The 22,104-nt window shown below is 68.3% G+C and carries 18 protein-coding genes and 1 pseudogene; 6 read left to right on the top strand and 13 right to left on the bottom strand.

Annotated features, from left to right (window positions below):
• Nucleotides 1–50: 50 nt before the first annotated feature.
• Complete coding sequence (locus EV648_RS32355; protein WP_132298921.1) at nucleotides 51–1,292, bottom strand: erythromycin esterase family protein; 1,242 nt, start codon at nucleotides 1,290–1,292, stop codon at nucleotides 51–53.
• A 174-nt stretch (nucleotides 1,293–1,466) separates the two neighbouring features.
• Here EV648_RS32355 and EV648_RS32350 point away from each other — a divergent pair, with 174 nt between their 5' ends.
• Together EV648_RS32350 and EV648_RS32345 are read left to right on the top strand one after the other, a co-directional pair.
• The gene (locus tag EV648_RS32350) at nucleotides 1,467–5,345 is read left to right on the top strand and encodes a glycosyl hydrolase family 28-related protein (RefSeq protein WP_199234936.1); all 3,879 of its coding nucleotides are present in this window, start codon (nucleotides 1,467–1,469) and stop codon (nucleotides 5,343–5,345) included.
• 23 nt (nucleotides 5,346–5,368) lie between these two features.
• Nucleotides 5,369–6,463, top strand: a complete 1,095-nt coding sequence (locus EV648_RS32345) for a Gfo/Idh/MocA family protein (protein WP_132298920.1) — start codon at nucleotides 5,369–5,371, stop codon at nucleotides 6,461–6,463.
• 1 nt (nucleotide 6,464) lies between these two features.
• Here EV648_RS32345 and EV648_RS32340 read toward each other — a convergent pair whose 3' ends face one another.
• Entirely contained in the window at nucleotides 6,465–6,884 is a 420-nt protein-coding gene (locus EV648_RS32340) for a helix-turn-helix domain-containing protein (protein ID WP_132298919.1), read from the bottom strand.
• Nucleotides 6,885–6,991: 107 nt separating this feature from the next.
• Here EV648_RS32340 and EV648_RS32335 point away from each other — a divergent pair, with 107 nt between their 5' ends.
• Together EV648_RS32335 and EV648_RS32330 are read left to right on the top strand one after the other, a co-directional pair.
• Nucleotides 6,992–7,684, top strand: a complete 693-nt coding sequence (locus tag EV648_RS32335; protein ID WP_158294117.1) for a DsbA family protein — start codon at nucleotides 6,992–6,994, stop codon at nucleotides 7,682–7,684.
• A gap of 97 nt (nucleotides 7,685–7,781) precedes the next feature.
• On the top strand, nucleotides 7,782–8,639 hold the full coding sequence (locus EV648_RS32330; protein WP_199234935.1) for a sigma-70 family RNA polymerase sigma factor: 858 nt from the start codon (nucleotides 7,782–7,784) through the stop codon (nucleotides 8,637–8,639).
• Between the two features lie 12 nt (nucleotides 8,640–8,651).
• Here EV648_RS32330 and EV648_RS32325 read toward each other — a convergent pair whose 3' ends face one another.
• The 8 genes from EV648_RS32325 to EV648_RS32290 form a co-directional block, all read right to left on the bottom strand.
• Nucleotides 8,652–9,212 carry a GNAT family N-acetyltransferase gene (locus EV648_RS32325; protein WP_132298917.1) on the bottom strand — a complete coding sequence of 187 codons (561 nt, stop codon included), beginning with the start codon at nucleotides 9,210–9,212 and terminating at the stop codon, nucleotides 8,652–8,654.
• Entirely contained in the window at nucleotides 9,209–10,483 is a 1,275-nt protein-coding gene (locus EV648_RS32320) for an ROK family transcriptional regulator (protein WP_132298916.1), read from the bottom strand. The genes EV648_RS32325 and EV648_RS32320 overlap by 4 nt, the downstream gene beginning before the upstream one ends.
• Before the next feature lie 114 nt (nucleotides 10,484–10,597).
• Nucleotides 10,598–11,863 (bottom strand): enolase C-terminal domain-like protein, encoded by a 1,266-nt coding sequence (locus EV648_RS32315; RefSeq protein WP_132298915.1) that lies wholly within the window; start codon nucleotides 11,861–11,863, stop codon nucleotides 10,598–10,600.
• Nucleotides 11,863–12,741 carry an NAD(P)-dependent oxidoreductase gene (locus EV648_RS32310; protein WP_241995801.1) on the bottom strand — a complete coding sequence of 293 codons (879 nt, stop codon included), beginning with the start codon at nucleotides 12,739–12,741 and terminating at the stop codon, nucleotides 11,863–11,865. Before EV648_RS32310 ends, EV648_RS32315 begins: the two co-directional genes overlap by 1 nt.
• Nucleotides 12,738–13,706, bottom strand: a complete 969-nt coding sequence (locus tag EV648_RS32305; protein ID WP_132298914.1) for a carbohydrate ABC transporter permease — start codon at nucleotides 13,704–13,706, stop codon at nucleotides 12,738–12,740. The genes EV648_RS32310 and EV648_RS32305 overlap by 4 nt, the downstream gene beginning before the upstream one ends.
• On the bottom strand, nucleotides 13,703–14,626 hold the full coding sequence (locus EV648_RS32300) for a carbohydrate ABC transporter permease (RefSeq protein ID WP_132298913.1): 924 nt from the start codon (nucleotides 14,624–14,626) through the stop codon (nucleotides 13,703–13,705). Before EV648_RS32300 ends, EV648_RS32305 begins: the two co-directional genes overlap by 4 nt.
• A gap of 4 nt (nucleotides 14,627–14,630) precedes the next feature.
• Nucleotides 14,631–16,010, bottom strand: coding sequence for an ABC transporter substrate-binding protein (locus tag EV648_RS32295; RefSeq protein WP_132298912.1), 1,380 nt, complete (start codon nucleotides 16,008–16,010; stop codon nucleotides 14,631–14,633).
• 200 nt (nucleotides 16,011–16,210) lie between these two features.
• Nucleotides 16,211–16,990: an alpha/beta fold hydrolase gene (locus tag EV648_RS32290; RefSeq protein ID WP_132298911.1), complete on the bottom strand. Its 780-nt coding sequence runs from the start codon at nucleotides 16,988–16,990 to the stop codon at nucleotides 16,211–16,213.
• Between the two features lie 116 nt (nucleotides 16,991–17,106).
• Here EV648_RS32290 and EV648_RS32285 point away from each other — a divergent pair, with 116 nt between their 5' ends.
• Entirely contained in the window at nucleotides 17,107–17,490 is a 384-nt protein-coding gene (locus tag EV648_RS32285) for a VOC family protein (RefSeq protein ID WP_132298910.1), read from the top strand.
• Between the two features lie 33 nt (nucleotides 17,491–17,523).
• Here EV648_RS32285 and EV648_RS32280 read toward each other — a convergent pair.
• From EV648_RS32280 to EV648_RS32270, 3 genes and pseudogenes are all read right to left on the bottom strand, one after another.
• Nucleotides 17,524–18,431, bottom strand: a pseudogene (locus EV648_RS32280) (DUF4185 domain-containing protein).
• 328 nt (nucleotides 18,432–18,759) lie between these two features.
• On the bottom strand, nucleotides 18,760–19,593 hold the full coding sequence (locus tag EV648_RS32275; protein ID WP_132298909.1) for a sulfurtransferase: 834 nt from the start codon (nucleotides 19,591–19,593) through the stop codon (nucleotides 18,760–18,762).
• Entirely contained in the window at nucleotides 19,590–20,240 is a 651-nt protein-coding gene (locus EV648_RS32270) for a thymidine kinase (RefSeq protein WP_132298908.1), read from the bottom strand. The genes EV648_RS32275 and EV648_RS32270 overlap by 4 nt, the downstream gene beginning before the upstream one ends.
• Before the next feature lie 179 nt (nucleotides 20,241–20,419).
• Here EV648_RS32270 and EV648_RS32265 point away from each other — a divergent pair, with 179 nt between their 5' ends.
• On the top strand, nucleotides 20,420–22,102 hold the full coding sequence (locus tag EV648_RS32265) for a S8 family serine peptidase (protein ID WP_199234934.1): 1,683 nt from the start codon (nucleotides 20,420–20,422) through the stop codon (nucleotides 22,100–22,102).
• Nucleotides 22,103–22,104: the final 2 nt, after the last annotated feature.

Genomic DNA, 22,104 nt, shown 5'->3' with positions numbered 1-22,104 from the left:
CCGGATCACCGCCGAAGTAGGCCTAGCCCCACCACACCGGCCGCCCACCCCTACTCCAGTGGGCGGGATGGGGTCGAGGTCGCGACGTAGGCGAGGCCGTCGTACTCCCGGGTCAGATGAGTTGGAGCGAACTGCATCTTGTAGGTCCAGCGAGACACGAAGGCCCCGTAACTGCGGAAGACGTGTGGTTCCTCGAGCCATCGCTTGACCGCGGTGGGCGCGCTCGCCGCGCTGCGGAGGTCGAGCAAGTGATCGCCCGCGTTGGCGGCGGCGAGCTGACCTTCGAGCGAGTTGAAGCCGCCGCGCTCGATCTCGTTCGAAACGACCGGGCCGTCCAGCTTGCCCGGCCACGGTCCGGGCCACAGTCTCCGCGCGCGGAAGAAGCCCGAGCCGAAGACCAGCGCCAGCGCGTAGTACTCCGATCCGAAGCGTTTCCGGAGGTGCCACCCCATCGGGTGGAGCTCCGCGGTCTCTCGGCTGGCTGCCAAGTGCCCGTTGTGCGCCCACACCGCAACGCGCTTGGCCGGGTCGTCGCCGACCAACCGGCCGACGGCGCCCGCCATGAAAGCGTCACGCGCGGCGAACACCGTCTCCGCCGGGTCGTCGTGCTGACGTGGCCGAGCGACCAGTTCGGCAGCCCGCACCAAGATCTCCGCGTGCAGCAGAACCTCCGCCGAGGCCTGCTCGCCCTGCAGGAATCCCAGCAACTTCTCCGCGTCCCGGACCACCTTTCGTTCCGGATCGGGAGCGGACCCGGGCGACGCGTCCCGCAGTGCGCCGAGCTTCGCGTCGAACTCCTCGAGCCAGTCCGCATCGGCGTGCGCGGCTCTCACCACGTCGACCGAGGTCGAGCAGCGCTGCGGATCGATGCCGGCGAATCCCACCTGCTCAGCGGCCGGGCGGCCCTCGTTGTAGGAGCGCATCCACTCGACCAGCGCGACGACCTCTTCGGTCCGCGAGGTCCAGAACCCCAGGCCGCTGACGACACTCGCCGCATCGCCAACGCCGTGCCGCACGTACGCGTCGACCGCGGGCGCGGCGGACTCGCTCGCCTCCATCGCGAGCACCGAGAACCCGAGCTCGGTCACCAGGTACTCGAACAGCCGGTGCTTCAGCTGGAAGAACTCCCGCGTCCCGTGGGTCGCCTCCCCCAGCCCGACCACCTGTACTCCGTCGAGCGCCTTCCCCAGCGGACGGAGATCGTCGACCGGAGCCCCGGCGACCACCCCCGCCAACGGCCACGCGTGCTCCGACAACCAGTTCCGTACCTCTGCCGAGCCCTCGTTCGCCACCGGGAGAGCCTATCCAGGCGGCCGAGTCACGCCGCCGCCACCACGCTCTTGAATTAGTAACACGCATGGTTTAATTTACACGCACGTTACCGCTGCGTGTGCGGCAGCTCACGTCCGGCTGCCGTCCCAGCGGTCCCTCGCTTGCTTCCGGCCCGCCACCTGGAGGTCCCCCGAATGACCCGACGCCTGCTGGCGGGACTACTTCCCGCCCTGCTGCTGACCGGCGTACTAGCCGCTCCGGCAGCTCATGCGGCCACCATGTATCCGAGCGGCGTCGGCGCCGATCTCGGCCCGACACCCACCACTCTCGGCGTTCAGCCCGCCGCCGGCGAGGACCCGGCCGGACTGCAGACCGGTACCGAGCAGGGCCGCACCTACTGGCGTACCAACCAGGCGGCGAACACCGGCTTCCTCTCGTTCGACGTCGACCGGGACTATGTCGAGGAGCTGAGCACCGACGACGTCGTGGTCACGGTGACCTACCTCGACAGTGGCACGGGCACGCTCGAACTCCAGTACGACGCGGCCGCCGATCCCACCGCGCGAGCCGATGACGTGCAACTGAAGAACACCGGCCTTTGGCAGACCGGGACCTTCGCGCTGGCGGACATCGGGTTCACCGACCGCCTGGGCGGCGCGGACCTGCGCCTGTCCGGCAGCGGCGACATCACCGTTGCCGGACTGCGCATCAGTACTGCGGGCGCGTCGGTCGACCTCGGTGCGAACCCGGTCCAGAACGGCATCACTCCACGGGCCGGCGACCGCCCCGAGAACCTCGTCACCGGAGTACAGGACGGGCGGCCGTACTGGCAGACCGACCGGACGGCGCCGTCGCCGGGCACCAACTTCCTGTACATGAACGTGTCCGACACCTACCTGTACGACAACCGGAGCCTGGTGCTCGTCAGCATCGACTACTTCGACGAGGGCAACGGCCAGTTCGGACTGCACTATGACTCCCCCGGCGAGACGATCCCGGAGAAGTTCAAGAACTCCGAGGTGGTCAGCTACGGCGACACCAAGACGTGGAAGACGTACACGTTCGCGCTGAACGACGCGGTGATGATGAACCGCTCGAACGGCTCGGATTTCCGGATCCACATCGGCAACGGCGCGGCCGACCTCAAGGTCGCGGCCGTCCGGGTCGCGAAGGTGGCCACGGTCGTCGACGTGACCGAAGGTCTGGTCGACCTGATCGACGAGGCCGCGCGGGTGCAGAAGGCGGCGCGCGAGGGAACGCGCGACGGCCAGTTCCCGGTTGGCAGCAGGGTTGCCTTCCTCCAGGCGATCGATGACGCCCGAGCAGTCGCGGCCACCCCCGGCGTGACGGACGTCCAGGTCAAGGCGGCTCTCACCACGCTGCAGTCGAAGCTCGATACCTTCACCGCCTCCGTGGTCGACACCAACTTCGCAACCGCCGGTACTGCGAGTGCCAGCGGCTGGAGCGACGCGGCCAAGGCGAACGACGGTGACCACGAGAGCGCCTGGACCAGTGGCGCGGGCGACTCCTGGCTGCAGGTCGACCTGAAGAAGCCGCGCTCGGTGAATGACGTCCGGGTGGAGTGGGGTCAGACCTCCTCCCCCGACTACACCGTCCAGGTGTCCAACGACGGCAGCAAGTTCACCACGGTCGGCCAGACCGGCTCACCCGGCGCCAACCAGTTCAGCAAGACCCGCTTCGCCACCACCAAGTCGCGGTACGTGCGGGTGGCGATGACCGGCGCCGACACCTTCGTCGTCAAGGAGCTCGAGCTCCGTGAGTCCCCGGTCGTCACGCCGCAACCGACCTTGGTGAGCACGGTGAATCCGACCGAGGACGGCGTGGTCGCCGACTTCGACGCCACGAGGTACGGCGCGGACCGCAGCGGTCAGAGGGATTCCACCAAGGCGATCCAGAACGCGATCTACGCCTGCCAGGACGCGGGCGGTGGAACCGTCTGGCTCCCGGCCGGCAAGTACCTGGTCAAGGACACCCTCGAGGTGCACGCGTTCTGCACCCTCCGCGGCGACCGTCGCGACCCGGACACGACCGGTCCCGGCCAGAACCACGGCGACTACGGCACGGTGGTGATCGCGGATCTTGCCTCGGGCAACGACGGACCGTCCCTGTTCCGGATCGGCGGGTCGGCCGGCGTGATCGGCGTGACCACCTACTACCCGCGGCAGAGCGCGACCCAGCCGGTCCCCTACAACTACACCTTCGAGATCCCCGGCGGCGCCTGGATCGGCAACGAGAACTACATGATGGCCACCGTCTCCGACGTCACGATGCTCAACTCGTACCGCGGTATCGGCATCAGCACGATGCCGAACGACCGGGGTTCCGCGCCGAGCTCCGGCCAGGTGCACGAATCGTCGACGATCCGGAACATCCGGGGAACCGCTCTCTTCGAGGGCGCCCGGGCCTACAACGGCGCCGACGTCGGCACCTGGGAGAACGTGACCTTCAGCAACAGCTACTGGGCCTCCGCCCCGAGCACCTACAAGCCGCCGTCCCGCGCGGCGCTCGACGGCTGGACCCGCGCCAACGGCACCGGGCTCGTGCTCGGCGACCTCGAGTGGGACCAGTTCCACCAGACCACGCTGTCCGACTACAAGGTGGGCATCCACGTGGTGGCGGGTCAGCGGGCCCAGTTCACCGGCAGCTTCCTGCAGCCCGACGTACGCCGTACCGACGTGGCTCTCAAGGTCGACGTGATGGACGACCGGTGGGGTATGACGGTGGCCGGCGGCCGGATGGAGGGCAGCGCGGGCGCGATCGAGAACAACTCGCGCGGCTACGTGAAGATCACCGGCACAGAAGTCCAGGGAGCGCTCTCCGGCATCGTCCACAGGATGGCCGGCGCAGCACCGACCTACACCCAGCAACCGCTGCCCGCTCCGGCCCGGAAGACCCTGTACGTCGCGGCGGCGCCGCATGGCGTCGGGTATCTCCCCGCGGCTGACGCGACGGGCTCGATCCAGAAGGTGCTCGACAACGCCGGCCGCGCCGGAGGCGGCGTCGTCTACCTGCCGGCCGGGTGGTACCGGATCACCAGCCACCTCCGGGTCCCTGCGAACGTCGAGCTTCGCGGCGCGTCCGCAGTACCGAACCGGGACCAGGGCGGCGCGAGCGGCGGCACCGTGCTCCAGGCGTTCGAGGGACGAGCCACCAAGGCACCCGACTCCGCCACGGCGCTCGTGACGCTAGACGGCCAGCAGGCCGGGCTCCGCGGTCTCCGGGTGTTCTACCCGGAGAACAACCCAGGATCCGCCGAGGGTGTCGTCGCCTATCCGTACGCCGTTCGCGGCAAGGGCGCGCAGACCTATGTGATCAACGCGGGCTTCCCGAACGCGTGGAACGGGATCGACCTGACCACCTACCGCAACGACGGGTTCGTCGTCCGCAAGGTGGCCGGCGCCTTCTTCGACCACGCGATCGCCGTCGGCCGCAGTACCGGCGGGCGGATCGAGGGCGTGCTGTCCAACGGCAACGCGGTCACCCGGGTCGGCTACCAGCAGCCGAACTGGATGAACGAGGGCAGCATCTTCGAGCTCGTGATCGACAAGTACATGCGCAAGACCGCCAAGATCGTCACCGTCGACGGGGCCACCAGGCTGACCTTGTTCAACGTCTTCGCCTACGGCTTCCACGACGGGCTGGTGGTCAACGACGGCCAGGTCGACGCCTTCAACCTGGGCACCGACAACCTCGGCGAGGGCGGCTTCACCGTCAAGGTGGTCAAGGGCGACGTCGAGGCGACCAACCTGGCCCGCTACAACGGCGCCACCAGCACCGGGCCGGTGACGCTGCACAACGTGATGGTGATCAACGTCGTCCAGCGCGGCGTCTCCGTGGCGGCGGTCGGCAACGGCACGGTGAAGATCGCGGGGAACGAGTCCGAACCCGGCACGTACGAAGTCGGCGCGCAGGTGACCGTGACGGCCACGCCTGAATCGGATAGCGTTTTCCAGAACTGGACCGTGAACGGCGAGATCGTCTCGACCGAGCAGTCGTACACCTTCACCGTCACCGCGGACCAGGTGCTGACGGCGAACTTCACGGCCAAGTAGCGAAGAAGCGACGAAAGGGCGAGATGTCTGACTCGACGAACAACCACCAGGTCGCCATCGTGGGCTGCGGCATCATCGGGCGCACCCACGCCGACACCATCGCGGCGCGACCGGACGCCATCGTGACCGCCCTGGTCGACGGTGACGCCGCCGCCCGAGAGGCGCTGGCTGCCAGGCTGAAGGAGGCCGGGCAGCCGGAGCCGAAGGTGTACGACGACCTGACCGCGACCCTGTCGGGATCGGATATCTCGCTCGTCGCGATCTGCACGCCGAGCGGAACGCACGCCGCGCTCGCCGAGCAGGCGCTGAACGAGAAGAAGCACGTTGTCATCGAGAAGCCGCTCGACGTCGACCTGATCCGGGCCCGCCGCCTCGGCGCGGCGGCCACCCGGGCCGCGAACCACGGAGTGATCTCCTCGGTGATCAGCCAGCACCGGTTCGACCCGGGGAGTGCTCTCGTCTCCCGGGCCATCCGGGACGGGCGCTTCGGCCAACTCACCTCGGCCGTGGCGACCGTCGCCTGGTGGCGCAGCGACGAGTACTACGCGTCCGCCGGCTGGCGCGGCACCTGGGCGCAGGACGGAGGTGGCGCGCTGATGAACCAGGGCGTGCACACCGTCGACCTGCTGCTGTGGTTCATGGGCCGGCCGGTGAGCATCCAGGCGCAGGCACTCCGCGCCGCGCATCACGCGATCGAGGTCGAGGACACCGTGGTCGCCACGCTGACCTTCGAGAACGGGTCTGTCGCCACCCTGCACGCGACCACGGCGGCCTTCCCCGGCGGGCGCACCCGGGTCTCCGTGCACGGCACTCAAGGAGGTGCCGAGCTCGAGGACGACGTGCTGCGCCGCTTCAACGTCGACGGCTCGAAGGACGAGGTGCCCGTGGAGGCGGAGAAGCCGGGCGGCCACGTCGCGCAGTACGAGGACATCTTCAGTGCCATCGACAGCGGCGAGCAGCCCGGGATCACCGTGCACCACGCGATCGAGGCGCTCGCCACCGTCCGCGCCGTTTACATCGCGTCCACCCTGCAGCGCCCGGTCAAGTTCATCGACGTCCTCGAAGGCCGTTACGACGACGTCGAGGTCAGCCGCGGTATCCGCCTCCCACCGGCCTGACTCAGCCGTCGGTGTCGAAGGCCGCCTGGTGCCGGCGAATCTCCCCATGGTGATCGGCGGACCAGGCGGCCAGCGCCAGGACGGTGGACAGGAGTGACCCGCCGAGCTCGGTCAGCGAGTACTCGACGCGCGGCGGCACCTCGGCGTACGCGGTCCGGTCCACCAGACCCATCCGTCGCAACTGCTTCAAGGTGAGCGTAAGCATCCGCTGCGAGATCCCGGGGATGGCATCGGCCAACTCGGAGTAGCGGGTCGGCCCGTCGGCGAGAGTCCCGATGATCAGCACGCTCCACTTGTCGCCGACCAGGTCCAGCACCTCCCGGATGAAGTCGGCGTCCAGGTCGTCCCAGTGCGAGCACGGACCCGGCACCCGCTTGACGTTCGCACGCACGTTCGTCCGCGCCGTCCGGACCTCTGCCATGTCCGTGCCACCTCTCCCCACGCACATGAATGTGCCTTTTGTATGCCTCCGAAACTATCGCACAATGGGGCTACGAACACAAAGTAAGTTTTGGAGAGGTCATCATCATGAAGATCGAGTTCTGGTCGGACATCATCTGCCCGTACTGCGGCCTGATGGACCACCGGCTGCACCTGGTCCAGGAGCGGTTCGGGCACGACCTGGAGATCGTCCACCGTTCCTTCCAGCTGCATCCGGACCTGCCGCGGGAGGGCATCACCCAGCGCGACCTGTTCGCGGCGGCCGGGGTGCCGACCGAGGCGGGCGTCCGCACGATCCGCCGGATCGAGGAGTCCGCCGGGGCCGACGGACTCACGCCGTACCACGCGCTGGACCGCACGCTCGGCCCGACGGACTACGCGCACGAGTTGCTCGCCTACGCCACGGACCAGGGGCGCGGCAACGAAATCTGGTCGGCCATGTTCCGAGCGCACTTCGGCGAGCCACGCGCGCTCTGGACGGTTGACGCCGTACTGCGGTTCGCGGGCGAGGTCGGTCTGGATGGAGCGGCCGAAGCCCTCGGCAGCCGGCGGTACCGCGACCGGGTGCAGGCAGACCAGCGGGAGGCCGAAAGCCTCGGCGCCCAGGGAATGCCGTTCATCGTCCTGGACGAGCGCTACGCGATCCCCGGCGCGATCGGCACCGAGGACCTGTTCGCGGCGGTCACGAAGGCCTGGGCCGAGCACACTCCCAAGCTCTCAGTCATCGGCGGCGCCGAGGGCGTCTGCGGTCCCGACGGTTGTGCGGTCACATTCACCTAGGCCCATTGGTCAATGTAGGTAGTCACCTGCCTGAGGCCTGTCACATCTTCCGCGTTCTGTCAGTCAGACAGGTGACCGACAAACGCGGAGGATGGCGATGATCGACGAGAGTGTCTGGCTGGCGGAGCGGTTCGAGGAGAAGCGTGCCCATCTACGGGCCGTCGCCTACCGCATGCTCGGCTCGGCCGCCGAGGCCGACGACGTGGTCCAGGAGGCTTGGATCCGGCTCAACCGCTCCGACGCGACCGAGATCGACAACCTCGGCGGCTGGCTGACCACGGTCGTCGCCCGGATCTGTCTGAGCCAGTTGCAGAGCCGGCGGTACCGCAGCGAGGAGCCTCTCGAGGAAGCACCGCCCGGCCTCAGCCCGGTCGACCCGGAGCGGGAGGTCCTGCTCGCGGACTCGGTCGGCGCGGCCTTGCTCGTGGTACTGGAGACGCTGACCCCGCCCGAGCGCCTCGCGTTCGTGCTGCACGACCTGTTCGCCGTGCCGTTCGAGGAGATCGCGCCGATCGTCGACCGTAGTCCGGCCGCGGCGCGGCAGCTCGCCAGCCGGGCACGTCGGCGGGTGCAAGGGCGAACCGCGGTCGTGGAGCCCGACCAGGTCGTTCAGCGCGAGGTGGTCGACGCCTTCCTGGCCGCCGCGCGCGGAGGCGACTTCGAGGCGCTGCTCGCCCTGCTCGATCCCGAGGTGGTCGCGCGCACGGACCAGGCCGGGGTATCGCGCGAGATCCGTGGTGCGGTCGCGGTGGCGAGTGGCGCTGTCAGCGTCTCCGCGGCGGCCGGCACGTTGGCGTACCCAGCCCTCGTGGACGGCAAGGTCGGCTTCCTGGTCGCTCCGGGTGGGCGGCTGCTGCGGGCGATCCGCTTCACCATCGACGGCCGCAAGATCCGCGAGATCGAGGTCATCAACGACCTCGAGCGGCTGCAGACCCTGGAGCTGACGGTGTTGTGACGGGGGTTGTGATCAGATCTCACCAGGGGCGCGGGCGTTGAGGATCCGCTGGAAGAGATGGCAGTCGCGCCAGGCGCCGGCTATGTGCAGATAGTCCGGCGCGCTGCCGATCTGGACGAACCCGCACTTCTCCAGAACGCGCTGGGAGGCAACGTTCTCAACCAAGGTGCTCGCCTCGATCCGATGCAGCCGCAGCTCGGTATCAGCGAGCTCGGCGACCGTCTGGACCCCCTTCGTCGCCAGCCCGCGACCGAGCAGCTCCACGTCGACCCAGTAGCCGAGGCTGGTGCTGCGGAACGGGCCGGGCACGATGTCGGTCAGCGTCATCGCGCCGACCACCCGGTCCTCCGAGATCATCAGCCACGGCACGACCTGGCCGTTCTTGTACCGCTCCAACTGCGCCTGCAGCCGCTCCTTCTGACCAGCCTCGGTGAACCACCCTTCCGAGCGGACCGGTTCCCACGGCGCGAGGTGGTCACGGTTGCGCACTTGTGCGGCGGCGAAACCGGCTGCGTCGTCCAGCGTCGCCACCCGGAGCAGAACGTCGGGTGCAAGAGAGCGTTCGAGAGTCACTTCGGCAGCCTACGAGCCTGACTCGATCCACCCACCCGTGGGGTGAAGGCGTCGTGGAAGATCGTCGAGGCGGCGCCGACCGCGGCCGCGTCGGCCTGCAACATCGACTCCTCCACCGCGACCGTCCGGGTGCCTCGCGCGATCGGGTGGGAGTTGACCGCCCGATCGATCTCGGCGAGGAACACGTCGGCGATCTCCTTCTCGAACGCCGGCCCACCCAGCACGATCAGGTCGATGTCGAGCAGATCGACCAGTCCGACGGCCCCCTGCGCGATCACCGAAGCGACCTGGGTGACCGCCCGCTGAGCTGCCTCGTCACCATTCGCGGCGGCCTTGCAGACGGCCTTGTATCGCTTCGCCTCGTCGGTCGCGGTCTTGTCGGTCTCCACATAACCGAAGCCCTCGGCGATGACCGGCAGCGAGGCGGTCGGGTTGCACTCGGCCATCATCCGCGGCCCGGTCTGCTCGTCCCACTCCCCCATCTTCAGCGCGCAGAGCTGGCCGAACTCGCCGGCGTTCGCGGTCCCGCCGCGGTAGATCGAGCCGTTCAGGATCAACCCGCTGCCGACACCGGTCCCGAGGTACAGGTAGGCGAAGTCGCGAGCGCGCGCCGACCGGCCGATCCACCGCTCACCGATCGCGGCGGCCGTGCCGTCCTTCTCCACCAGCACCGGGTGGTTGAGCTTCTGCTGCAGCAGTTGACGGATCTCCAGACCACGCCAGGCCGGCTGCAGCGGCAGGTCGAGCAGAGTGCCGTCGGCATTGATCGGCCCCGGTACCGCGACGCCGACGCCGAGCATCGAGGCGGCATCCACCTGGCTGATGCTCAGCGCCGCGGTGACCGTGGCGGCCGCGAGATCGACCAACCGCACCGCGTCCAGATCAGCGGCCAGGTCGACGGTCTCGCGCCGCACGATCGTGCCGTCCAGATCGACGACCGCGACGGTGAGCAGTTCGGGGTCGATGTGGATGCCGACCGCGTGCGCCGCGTTCGAGCGCAGCCGGACCGGAGTACGCGGCTTGCCGAGCCGCTCGGCGCGCTCCTGCGCCTCCTCGACCAGGAGGCCCTGCTGGAGCAGGATCCGCAGGATGCGCGACACCGACTGCTGGGTGAGCCCGGTCCGCCGGGAGATCTCCGTCCGGCTGATGATGCCGGCCAGCCGGATCGTCTCGATGATCACGGCCTCGTTGAAGGAGCCCAGGTCGTACTGGTTCGCACCCGAACGCGTCGGCTCGTCGAGCACCGCCGAGTCACTGTCAGGCGTGACCATCGCCCACCTCCCTGTTCTTGCTTTCCCCGTTTGACGACAATCCTTGGAGCCCCCCACGGCTAGCCGCGATGCTACCTACCGCGACCGCCCTTGGCGCTCAACTGCGCCGAGAAGTCAGGGTGCCTCCAAAGCTCCGTCGATCCGCCGTACGCCGGCCGCCCACTCGTCGTGGCCGGACAACTTCGCTGGATAACGGGCAGCGGCCTCCAGATCGACGTCGATCCCCCAGCCCGGCGCCTCGTTCGGCCGCAGCCAGCCGTCCTCGATCCGCAGCGTCCCGGGGAACACCTCGTGGATGGCGTCGTTGTAGATGTGGCCCTCCTGGATGCCGAAGGCCACCGAGCTCACGTCGAGCGCCACGTTGGCCGCGGCGCCGATCGGCGAGGTGTCACCCGGACCGTGCCACGCGGTACGGACTCCGCAGAGCTCGGCGAGGTCCGCGATCTTGCGGGCCGCCGTCAGGCCGCCGATGTCGGAGATGTGGGAGCGGATGAAGTCGACCCCGCCATCGCGGACCAGCCGTACTGCGTCTCCCATCGAGGTGGTGAGCTCGCCGACCGCCAACGGCACGGGCGAGGCCGCACGGACCTCCGGCAGCCGGTCCCAGTGCTCGGGCGCCAGCACGTCCTCGAGGAAGAACAACCGGTACGGCTCCAGCGACCGAGCCAGCAGCACCGCTTCCTTCGGAGTCAGCCGGGAGTGCACGTCGTGGAGCAGTTCGACGTTGTCCGGCAGGGACTGCCTGGCCGCGGCGAACAGGTCGGGCGTAGTACGGAGGTAATCGCGGGCGCTCCACCCGTTCCGGTACGGCGCGTCCGGGTACAGCGTGGCGAGCCGGGGTGCGCCGTATCCGCCGCCACCCGGGGTGGAGACCTGCAGGCGGACGTGGCGCCAGCCCTGCGCGACGAACTCCTTCGCCTGGTCGATCGTCTCCTCGATGGTGATGCCACCGGCGTGGATGTAGGTGTCGGCCGCGGCCCGGACCTTCCCGCCGAGCAGTTCGTAGACCGGCATCCCGGCGCGCTTGCCGGCGATGTCCCACAGCGCCTGGTCGATGCCGGAGATCGCGTTGTTCGTCACCGGGCCGCCCCGCCAGTAGCCGGAGAACCCGGCGAGCCGGACGAGGTCGCCGATGTCGCCCGGGTAGCGGCCGATCAGCAGCCGCGCCAGGTGCTCGTCGACGAACGTCTGCACCGCCTTCCACCGCTGCGTGAAGGTTGCACAGCCCAGGCCGTACAACCCCGGCTCGGTGGTGTCGATCTTCACCACCACCAGCGGGATCCCCTCCGGCGCGGTCACGATCGCCTGGACCGAACGGATCCGGACCTCGTCGCGGACCGGCCAGGGCTGGGCGAAGGTGGCGGGCGTCTCCTGCGGCATCAAATCTCCAGTTCGTGAGTGGGTAGGTCGAGCTCGTACTGCGCCTGGAATCCGAGCACGGTGCGCGCGGCGGTCAGGTCCATCGGTACCTCGCGCCCGACGAACCGCCGCAGCCGGGGCACACCCGGCGCGAAGGCGTCCAGCAGTATCTCCGTCTCGTACGGCGCGTTGGTGGTGTCCGCGGCGACGAAGAACGTGTGAGCTCCGGACAACGACGCGGTCAGCCCCAGCTCGATCGCGCGCGCCGCGTCGCGGGTGTCGAGGTAGCTCCAGCCCTCGCGGACACCGGCCGCCGGGTTCTTCGCGTGGCCGTCGGCCATCCGCTGCAGCACGTCGGCGGAATTCACGTGCGGGAAGCGGAACGACACGACGTCGATCCCCCACTGCCGCCAGGCCATCCGGCAGGTGTTCTCGTCGTTCTGCTTCGACAACGAGTACCAGTCGGCGACGTCGGAGGGGATCTTCTCGTCCAGCGGGTAGTAGGCCGGCCGGATGCCGTGCGGGTTGAACGGCACCCCGAACGCGTTGATGCTGCTGGCAACCACCGCGCGCTTGACGCCGAGCGCGCCCGCCTGGGCGAGCACGTTGAAGGTCGACACGACGTTGGTGCTGTAGACGTCGTACGGCGTACCGGCCGACGGGTGCGCGAGAGCGGCGAGGTGGACGACGAGATCCACGTCCGCGAGCGCGGCCGCGACGTCGTCCTCCGACCGGGTGTCGCCGACGATCACCCGGTCGGCCTTGAGCTCGGGGTCCTCGACGATCGTCAAGGCCGTCACCAGAGACCCGAGCTCGGTCAGGTGACGCGTCGTGACGGAACCGATCCGCCCCGCAGCGCCCGTCACCAGCACCCGGCGCCCCGCCAATGGAGAATTCACTCCTTGATACCTCCCGACATCCCGACACCTCTGAGGAACTGCTTCTGGAATACCAAGAAGAGCACCACAGGGATGAGGACCGCCAGGAACAACGCGCTCATCTGCAGGGAGATCTCCGTGGTCTGTGCCACTCGCGGGAGCGCCACCGAGATCGGTTGCATCTTCGGGTCCGGCAGCACCAGCAGCGGCCAGAGGTAGTCCTTCCACGAACCGATCACGGTGAGCAGCGCGACCACCCCGATGATCGGCTTCGACATCGGCAGGATCAGCGCGGTGAAGAGCCTCAGGTTGCTCGCGCCGTCGATCCGCGCCGCCTCGATCAGCTCCCGCGGGATCGCGTCGAAGTACCGCTTCATCACCAGGATGTTGAACGCGCCGGCCGCCTGTGGCAGCCAGACCGCCCAGAAGGTGTTCTGCAGGTTGAAGCCCAGGACGGGCATCTTGAGGATGGTCAGATAGAGCGGGACCAGCGAGATCACGCCGGGCAGGAAGAGCGTGGCGAGCACGGCACCGGTGATCACCGGCCCCCACTTGGGCCGGAGCACGCTCAGCACGAACGCGCCCGTCGTACAGACGAACAACGTCGAGATCAGCGAGCCGATCGCGATGATCGCCGTGTTGCCCAGGTACGAGCCGATCTGCACCTGGTTCCACGCGTTCGGGATGTTCTGCCACTGGATACCGGACGGCCACAGCTGCATCGGGCCGCGGAGGATGTCCTGGCTGGTCGACAACCCGGACTTCAGCAGCCAGAGCAACGGCCCGACGCCGGCGACCACGACGCCGATGAACAGCAGCACCTCGATGACCGGCAACCCGTACTGGACCAGTGGCCGGCGCCGGTCGGCGTGCGAGATGATCCCTCGCTCCTGCGGTTCCGCCGTACGGCGTTTGCGTGTGGTGGCCGGGGCCGCCTCCTCCGGCGTGGTGGCGACCTGTTCTTCGATGATCGGGAGACTCGTCATGTCGTGCTCCAACGCCGGGTGAGGAAGTGGTACACGACCGACAGCACGCACAGCACCAGCGCGAGCAGCACGCTGAGCGCGGTGGCGGCACCGAAGTCGCCGTTGATGAACGCATACCGGTAGATCAGCAGCAGGATCGTGGTGGTCGCGTTGTCCGGACCGCCGCCGGTGAACAGGAACGGCTCGGTGAACACCTGGAACGTGCCGATCAACTGCAGCAGCATCATGATCAGGATGATTCCGCGGATCTGCGGGATGGTGACGTGCCAGACCCGCCGCCAGATCCCGGCGCCGTCCAGCTCGGCCGCCTCGTACAGCTCGTTGCGGACACCGGTCAGCGCGGCCAGGTAGATGATCGCGGTGGCGCCGGCACCGGCCCAGGTCGCCTCCAGCACGATCGCCGGCATCGCCAGGTCGGGCGAGTTCAGCCAGGCGAACGGCCCGATCCCGAACCAGCCGAGGACCGAGTTGAACAGCCCCGAGGTGCCGGGGTCGTAGAAGATCTTCCAGAGCAGGATCGCGACCACCGGCGGTACCACCGCCGGCAGGTAGGAGAGCACGTTGTAGAGCCAGCCGGTACTGCGCAGCTCGCTGATGAACACCGCCAGGAACAACGGCACCGGGAAGCCGAAGATCAGCGCGAGCAGAGCGAAGTACAGGGTGTTCTGGGTCGCCTGCGGGAGCTGCGGGTCGGTCAGCACATAGCTGAAGTTCGACCAGCCGACCCACTCCGGTGTGGTGACGAGGTTGTTCTTCTGGAAACTCAGCACCAGCCCGCGCACGATCGGGCCCCAGGAGAAGTACAGGAAGGTCAGCACCAGGGGCAGCGCGAAGACGATACTGCTCAGCCCGCCGGAGCGGAACCAGGTGGAAAGGCTCCGGCCGGACTGAGAAGCGGGGGTGCGGGTGAGGACAGCCATCGGACTACCGCGCCAGGCGGGCGTCGATCTTCGAAGCGGCGTCGGAGAGTAACTTGTCGATGTCCGCGTCCTTCTTGGTCAGCACCTGCTGCACGACCGGGTCGAGCAGCGCGTAGACCTCTTGCCCCTTGTTCGACGGCTCCGGCAGCAGCTTGAGCGTCTTGGTCGACTCGACGTAGCCCTTGAACTGTTCGACCGGCACGTTGTTGTAGGGCTCGCGCCACTTGTTGTACTGGTCGTAGGTCTCCTGGCTCAGCGGCGTGACGCCCGGCCGTCCGACGAAGCCCTTGTCCGCGATCGCGTCCTTGGCGTTCTGGATCGCCACCGTCTGGTCGGTGTACTTGTCGAACTCCTGCGACTTGATCCACTTCAGCGCCGCGACGATCTCGTTCTTGGTCGACTTCGGGTTGATCATCTTGATCGAGCCACCGGTCAGCGTGCCGAACGGGCCGCCGTCCTGCGGCAGCGCGCCCTCGCCGAAGTCGGCCGGCTTCATGCCGAAATTCTTCACGCACATGTCGTAGGCGTCCGGCGCCTGCATGATCATGCCGATCTTGCCGGCGGCGAAGTCCTGCCGGGCCTCTTCCTGGTTGTAGAGGAAGTTGGTGCCCATCGTGTTGTCGGTCCAGCGCATGTCCTTCAGCAACTGCAGCGCCTTCTTGGTCGGCGCGTCGTTGAAGGTGCTCTTCTTGCCGTCGTCACTCTGGACGGTGCCGCCCATGCTGTAGGTCATCGTGGTGAGCATCCAGCCACCGGTGTTGTCCTTGGTCAGCTGCGCGTAGCCGGCCTTGCCGGTCTTCTCGGTGATCTGCTTCGCGTACTGCCGGACCTCGTCCCAGTTGGTCGGCGGCTTGTCCGGGTCCAGGCCGGCCTGCTTGAACAACGTCCGGTTGTAGGCGAGTCCGACGGAGAAGGCCTCGAACGGCACGCCGTAGATCCGGCCCTTGTCGTCGGAGACCAGCTTGAGCGTCTCGGGGTTGAGATCCTTGGTCAGGTCGACCAGCTTCAGCTCGTCGGTGATGTCGGGCAGTTGCTTGTTCGGGATCATGTTCAGCGGCTCGGTGAAGCTGATGCTCATCACCGTCGGCAACGAGCCGCCGGCCACCTGGGCCTGGAAGGTCTGCGCGTCCCACTCCGTCTCGGTCGACTTCACCGTGATGTTCGGGTGCGCGTCCGTGAACTTCTTCACGTTGCGGTCGAACGTGGCGACGTCGGCCGGCTTGTCCGGCTTCGGCCGGTTCCCGACCGTGATCGTGACCGGAGCGTTCTCGTCGACCGATCCGCCAGTGGTCGCCGCGGGGGTGCTTCCGTCCGCACACGCTGCCGCGGTCAGCATCGCGGCTGCCGAGGTCAGGGCCACGACCAGCCTTGCCGTTCTCGTCATCGGAACTCCTCAGGTTTCCGCCCCCACCAGTGGGCGGTTCAGGGGTGTGGTCTGGGCCACAGAAGCCCAATTTCCGAGTAAGTTAAACCATGCGTGTTACTTTATCAATGGCAAGTTCGGTCACGGTTCGAACACCTCTCAAGTCCGTCCGCAGACGCGGGGAAACCGTTCGCCGCGGCTGCTGCCTGCGCTCTCGGCGCCTACTGGTCGAGCGCGCCCATCGGCATGTACTTCGGGGTCTGCTGGTCGCTGAGGAAGTCCACGAGCAACTGGTTCACGAGCCCCGGCTTCTCGATCGGGAGCGCGTGCGACGTGCCGGGTACGACGGCCAGCTGGGTGTCGGGAATCGCCTTCGCCACGGCCACGCTGTGCTCGATCCGCACCCCGTCGTCATCGCCCTGCATCACCAGCACCGGCATCGTCAGCGCCTTCAGCTCGGCCAGGTCGAGATCGGGCATCGTCAGCCACATCTGCGCCCACTTGTCGAACACGACCTGGAAGTGCTCCGGACCGTCCGGCGTCAACGGCTCGTACCGCGGCCGGAAGAGCGTGGTCAGCTCGGCGAGCCCTTCCTCCGTGAAGAGCGCGTCTCCCGCGGGAGTGGCGCCGTCACGGGTGAGCTCGGTCCCAATCAGGACGAGCTTCCGCACCAGCTCGGGCCGGCTCAGTGCCAGACGGGCAGCCACCTTGCCGCCGTCGCTCCAGCCGATCACGAACGCGGACCCGATCCCGAGGGCCGCCATGAATGCCGCGGTGTCTGCCGACATCAACTCCATCGTCACGGGTCCCTCGACGTCGGGCGACCTGCCGTGACCCCTGCGCTCGGGCACGTACACGCGGTACTGGCCGGCGAGGCCGCGGACCTGGGCGAGCCAGCTGTCGGCGGTTCCACCGCCGCCGTGCAGCAACAGCACCGGATCACCTTCGCCGTGCACCTCGTAGTACATCCGAACGCCGTCCGCGTCTACGTACTCGCCCATGCCGAACAACCTTCCGTCGCCGATCCTCGTCCGGGTCAGAGGGTACGTAATGTCGAAAAGGCGGCTCGGGGGTACGACGTACCGGGTGACAACGAATGCTCTGAGCAGGAGGAAACATGGCCGACGCGGTAGTGCACTTCGAGATCATCGGTAGCGACCCGGCCGGGTTGAGGAGCTACTACGGAGAGCTGTTCGGGTGGGAGTACAGCACCGACGACGCGGTCACCGAGGCGGTGTCGGAGCCCGGCAACTACGGGTTCGTCGACGGCACCACCACGGGTGACGGCAACGGACTGAACGGCGGAGTCGGCGGCGGCAAGAACCACTCACCCAAGGCGCTCTTCTACGTCGGCGTGCCCAACGTCGAGGAGGCGCTCCGGAAGGCGGAGGCTCTGGGTGGCACTCGTTTGATGGGTCCCGAAGGCGTGCCGGGCAAGCTGATCGTCGGGCAGTTCACCGACCCCGAAGGCAACCTCGTCGGCGTCGCCGGCCCCGCCTGAATCACCGGGCGGAGCCGCCTGAGTTGCCCGTGGTCAGCCGAAGCCGCGGACGCGGAACTGCATGACTCGGTACGGCCAACCGGCGTCCGTCTTCCACTGGCTGACCGACAGGTGCATATCGCTGAGAGTGGAGCCGGGGATGATGTAGCCGCCGTAGAGCTGAGCTACGTGGTTGTCGTCCTCTGCTCCCCAGGCGCCGCCGTAGATCAGGGTCTGGCGGTACGCCGTGTAGAGGTTCGAGGTCGGGGTGTCCATGATGATGCCGTCGATCCGGTAGTCGCCGGCGTTGAACCAGGTCAGCACCCACTTCCCGCCGAGCGGCCGCAGGCTCATCTCCCCGAAGCTGCCGGTCAGGATCGGCGTCGCGGGGTTGCCCCACGCCCAGACCCCGTCGCGGAACCCCCACGGCTGGTACGCCGCCGGGTTGGCGATCTGGTCGCTCCGCACCCGCTTCAGGATGTCGGCTTGTTCCGCTGGAACCCGGTCGAGTAGACGTAGACGTACCCGTCGTTGCCCTCGCCCCAGGTGAGCAGCTGGAACAGTCCGCCGTCGATGTCGCTCGGGAACTTCGCGCCGGTGTGGTACCAGCTGGCGCCGGAGTTGTCGCTGCGCCAGATCTCGGTCCACACCACGTTGCCGAGCCCCTTGTTCACCATCGCGTGCAGGTACATCGACCCGCCGAAGGTGATCACGTCCGACGGCAGCACGGTGGAGAACGTCGGGTTGTCGTGCGGGTAGTCCCACAGCTGCTGGGCGGCGGCTCCCCCGACCGCGCCGGACCACTTCACTCCCCCGGCCAGGTTCGTCGTGGTCGACCACAACGCCACCGGCGACCGCCACCAGCCGCCGCCGACCACCGGATTCTCGAAGGTGTCGCCGAACATGAACAGCATCCGCCCGTCGGGTGTCCGCACCGGGAATCCCAGATCCGTCGCCTGCATCCGGAACTGGTTCGTCAGCCCTGGGCCGGTCAGGTCGGCCACCTTGTTGGTGACCACGGCCTGGGTTCCACGGGTGGCCGCCTCAGCGGCTGCCGGTACGGCGAGCAGCGCGCCGGCGCCGACCGCGGCCTTCAGGAAGGTGGATCGGCTGAGTGTCGGTTGGGGTGGCATCGTGACTCCTCGGGGGCGTGGGAAATCGATTGCCCACGACCTTGGCCGAGGCGTCCGGACAAGTCAAGAAGTCCCAGCGCCCGCAGCGGGGCCGCCTTCGATCCTGATCGAAAGGTCAGCGACCCGTGATCGCAAGGTCAGCCCTCTGATCGAAAGGTCAGTCCTTGCCGGTGGCGATCGGCCGCGACGGGTCGGTGATCCACTCGGACCACGAGCCGACGTAGACGGGTGCGTGTACTCCGGCGATCTCGAGCGCGAGCGCCTCGTGCGCGGCGGTGACCCCGGACCCGCAGTACACGCCGGTCTCGCCCTCGGCGGAGACACCGAGTCCGGCGAAGCGTTCGCGGAGTTCCTCGGCGGGGAGGAAGTGGCCGGTGGCATCGACGTTGGCGGTGGTCGGGGCGTTGACCGCGCCCGGGATGTGTCCGGCGACCTTGTCCATCGGCTCCACCTCGCCGGCGAACCGCTCCGGCGCGCGCGCGTCCAGCAGTACGCCGGACTCCGCCACCGCGGCGGCACCTTCCGCGTCGAGCATCGGGACGTGTCCGGGTGACGCGACGAAGGACCCCTTGCTCTCCGGAGGAACCGCGGTGGTCACCTCTCCCCCGGCCTCCTGCCACCCGGCGAGACCGCCGTCGAGCACCCGTACCTCGCTGAGGCCGAAGTACCGGAAGATCCACCAGGCACGAGCCGCCGCCGTCGAGTTCACCGCGTCGTACACGACCACACGGGTGTCGGCGTCGACGCCGGCCCGGCGTAGCGCCGCCTCGACAACGCTTGCCTCAGGCAACGGGTGGCGACCACCGGCACCGGGCGGACCGGCGAGTTCTGCGTCCAGGTCGACGAAGTACGCCCCGGGCAGGTGGCCGGCGTCGTACGCGTCGCGGCCGGGCGGGCCTGCCAGGTTCCAGGTCACATCGAAGAGGACGGGGCGGTCAGTGGCCGACCGCAACTCACCAGCCAGGGAGTCGGCAGAGATCAGCGGGTTCATACGGCGCCTCCGAACGGGAGTACCTCGGGTGAGAGGGTGGCGCGGGCACGCGCGGCGGTCAGGCGGCGCCGGTGGTGGCGTCGGCAGAGCACCTCGTACGCGACGTCGGCCGCGTTCGTGACCATGTCGCCGACGACCAGTTGTTCGCCTTCGGTGACCATCTCGCCGGCCACGGTCCGGGCGTTGTGGGTGGCGCGTTCGCCGCACCAGCACAGTGCCTCGACCTGGAGCAGTTCCATCCGGTCGGCGAGCTCGACCAGCCGGGCCGAGCCGGGGAACATCCGGGCGCGGAAGTCGGTCAGGATGCCGAAGCAGAAGACGTCGATCTGCAACTCGTCCACCAGCCGCGCCAGCTGCTCGATCTGCTCGGCCTGGTAGAACTGGGCCTCGTCGCAGACGACGTAGTCGATCCGGCCGCCCTGGGTGAGCTCGTCGACCACGTACTGCCAGAAGTCGAAGTCCGGCTTGACCTCGATCGCCTCCGCCTCGAGCCCGAGCCGCGACGACAGCGTCGACTCGCCGGCTCGGTCGTTGCTGGTGAAGATCCTGCCCAGTCGGCCGCGGGCCGCGTGGTTGTGATCCATCTGCAGCGCCAGCGTGGACTTGCCGCAGTCCATGGTCCCGGTGAAGTAGAGCAGGTCAGCCACGGGCGCACATCCTGCCAAGTCGTCCTGCCGTCAGTGACACCGGGGGGACACCGGGGGGACACGGAGCGGTGGACAGGGCTGTGATCGGAGCTGGCGCCGAAGCTCGGGTCGGTGCTGGGGTCGGTCCTGGGGTCGGAGCTCGGGTCGGAGCTGGGGTCGGAGCTGGGAAACGTCGGCTTTTGTTCTGGACCTCCTGCGGGTTCTACTTGATCGTGCGCAAAGCCCTGATCTCCTTAGCTCTCACGCTCAGCCTGCTGCTGACGGCCGCCGCGCTGCCGTCCGTGGCGGCACCGATGCGGGGCGAGGCCGGCCTGCGCGCGTACTTCGTCATCACCGCCCCGAAGCAGACCGGCGCCGTGCTCGGAGCCGTCGGTACGAACGCCGGCTCGGTGTACGCCGCGTACGACGCGATCGGCGTGCTGGTGGTGCACTCGGCCAACCCGGAGTTCGCCACCGAGATGCGCACGGTGAATGGGGTCCAGAAGGTCGGCGCGACGCGGACCTCGGACCTCCCGGCGGCCGCCGCGAACCCGGCGATCCCGCCGGCGCTGAACGAGGCCCCCGACACCACCCCGGAGGTCCCCCGCCCGGACATGACCGCGATCGGCGCGGACAAGGCCTGGGAAGTGAACCCGGGCTCCAAGTCGATCACCGTCGGCGTGCTCGACACCGGAGTGGACGACCAGCACCCCGACCTGAAGGCGAACTTCGACGCGAGCAAGTCCGCGTCCTGCGCCTACGGCAAGGTGGACGCGCGCCCGGGTTCGTGGCGGCCGGTCAACGAGCACGGCACACACGTCGCCGGGACGATCGCCGCCGCCAGGGACGGCAAGGGCATGACCGGTGTCGCGCCGGGCGTGAAGGTGTCGTCGATCCGGGTGGCGGAGGAGGGGAGCACCTTGTTCTTCCCGGAGAACACCGTCTGCGCCTTCGTCTTCGCCGCCGACAAGGGCGTCTCGGTCACGAACAACAGCTACTACACCGACCCGTGGATGTTCGTCTGCCCGAACGATCCCGACCAGGACGCGATCCTGGAAGCGGTCCGGCGCTCGGTCGCCTACGCGGACTCCAAGGGCGTCGTGAACGTGTCGGCCGCGGGCAACGAGGACTACAACCTCGCCGCGAAGTCCCTCGACGAGAGCAGTCCCAACGACTCGGAGCCGGCCCTGCGGCAGGTCACCAACGACTGCCTCAACCTCCCGGGCGAACTGCCGAATGTGGTCGAGGTGGCCTCGATCAACCCGTCGACCAGCCTCAAGTCGAACTTCTCGAACTACGGCTCGAACAAGATCACGCTGGCGGCGCCCGGCGAGAACGTCTACTCGACCATCCCGGGCGGTGGCTACCAGACCCTGCAGGGTACGTCGATGGCCTCGCCGCATGTGGCCGGTGTCGCCGCACTCGTCCGCAGTGCGAATCCGAATCTGACGGCTCAGGAGGTCCGCGCCCGGCTGGCCGCGCAGGCGAATGACCTGCCGTGTCCTGTCGCCTCGGGTGGCGAGTGCACGGGCTCCGACGCGAACAACTCGTACTACGGCGAGGGGCTCGTCGACGCGGCCGAGGCGGTCGGCGCCGCCGACCAGGCTCCCCGGGTGGGAGTCAGCATCACCAAGCCGTCGGACCAACTGGGATTCGGCAGCCTTCCGGCGATCCCCTTGCTGATCAAGGGCCTGAGCAGCACCGGCGAGATCAGCTACACCGCGACCGGGTTGCCGCCCGGCCTGACCATTGATCACGAGCGCGGCTGGATCACCGGCGTACTGACTCCGGGGGCCGGTCGCTACAAGGTGACCGTGACCGCGCGGGACGCCGAGGCGAAGACCGCGCAGGCCAGCTTCTACTGGAACGTCTGGAGCTTCTGAGC

It is taken from the genome of Kribbella sp. VKM Ac-2568, from assembly GCF_004345365.1.
GTDB lineage: Bacteria > Actinomycetota > Actinomycetes > Propionibacteriales > Kribbellaceae > Kribbella > Kribbella orskensis.
This window is presented reverse-complemented; position numbering and strand designations above follow the sequence as displayed.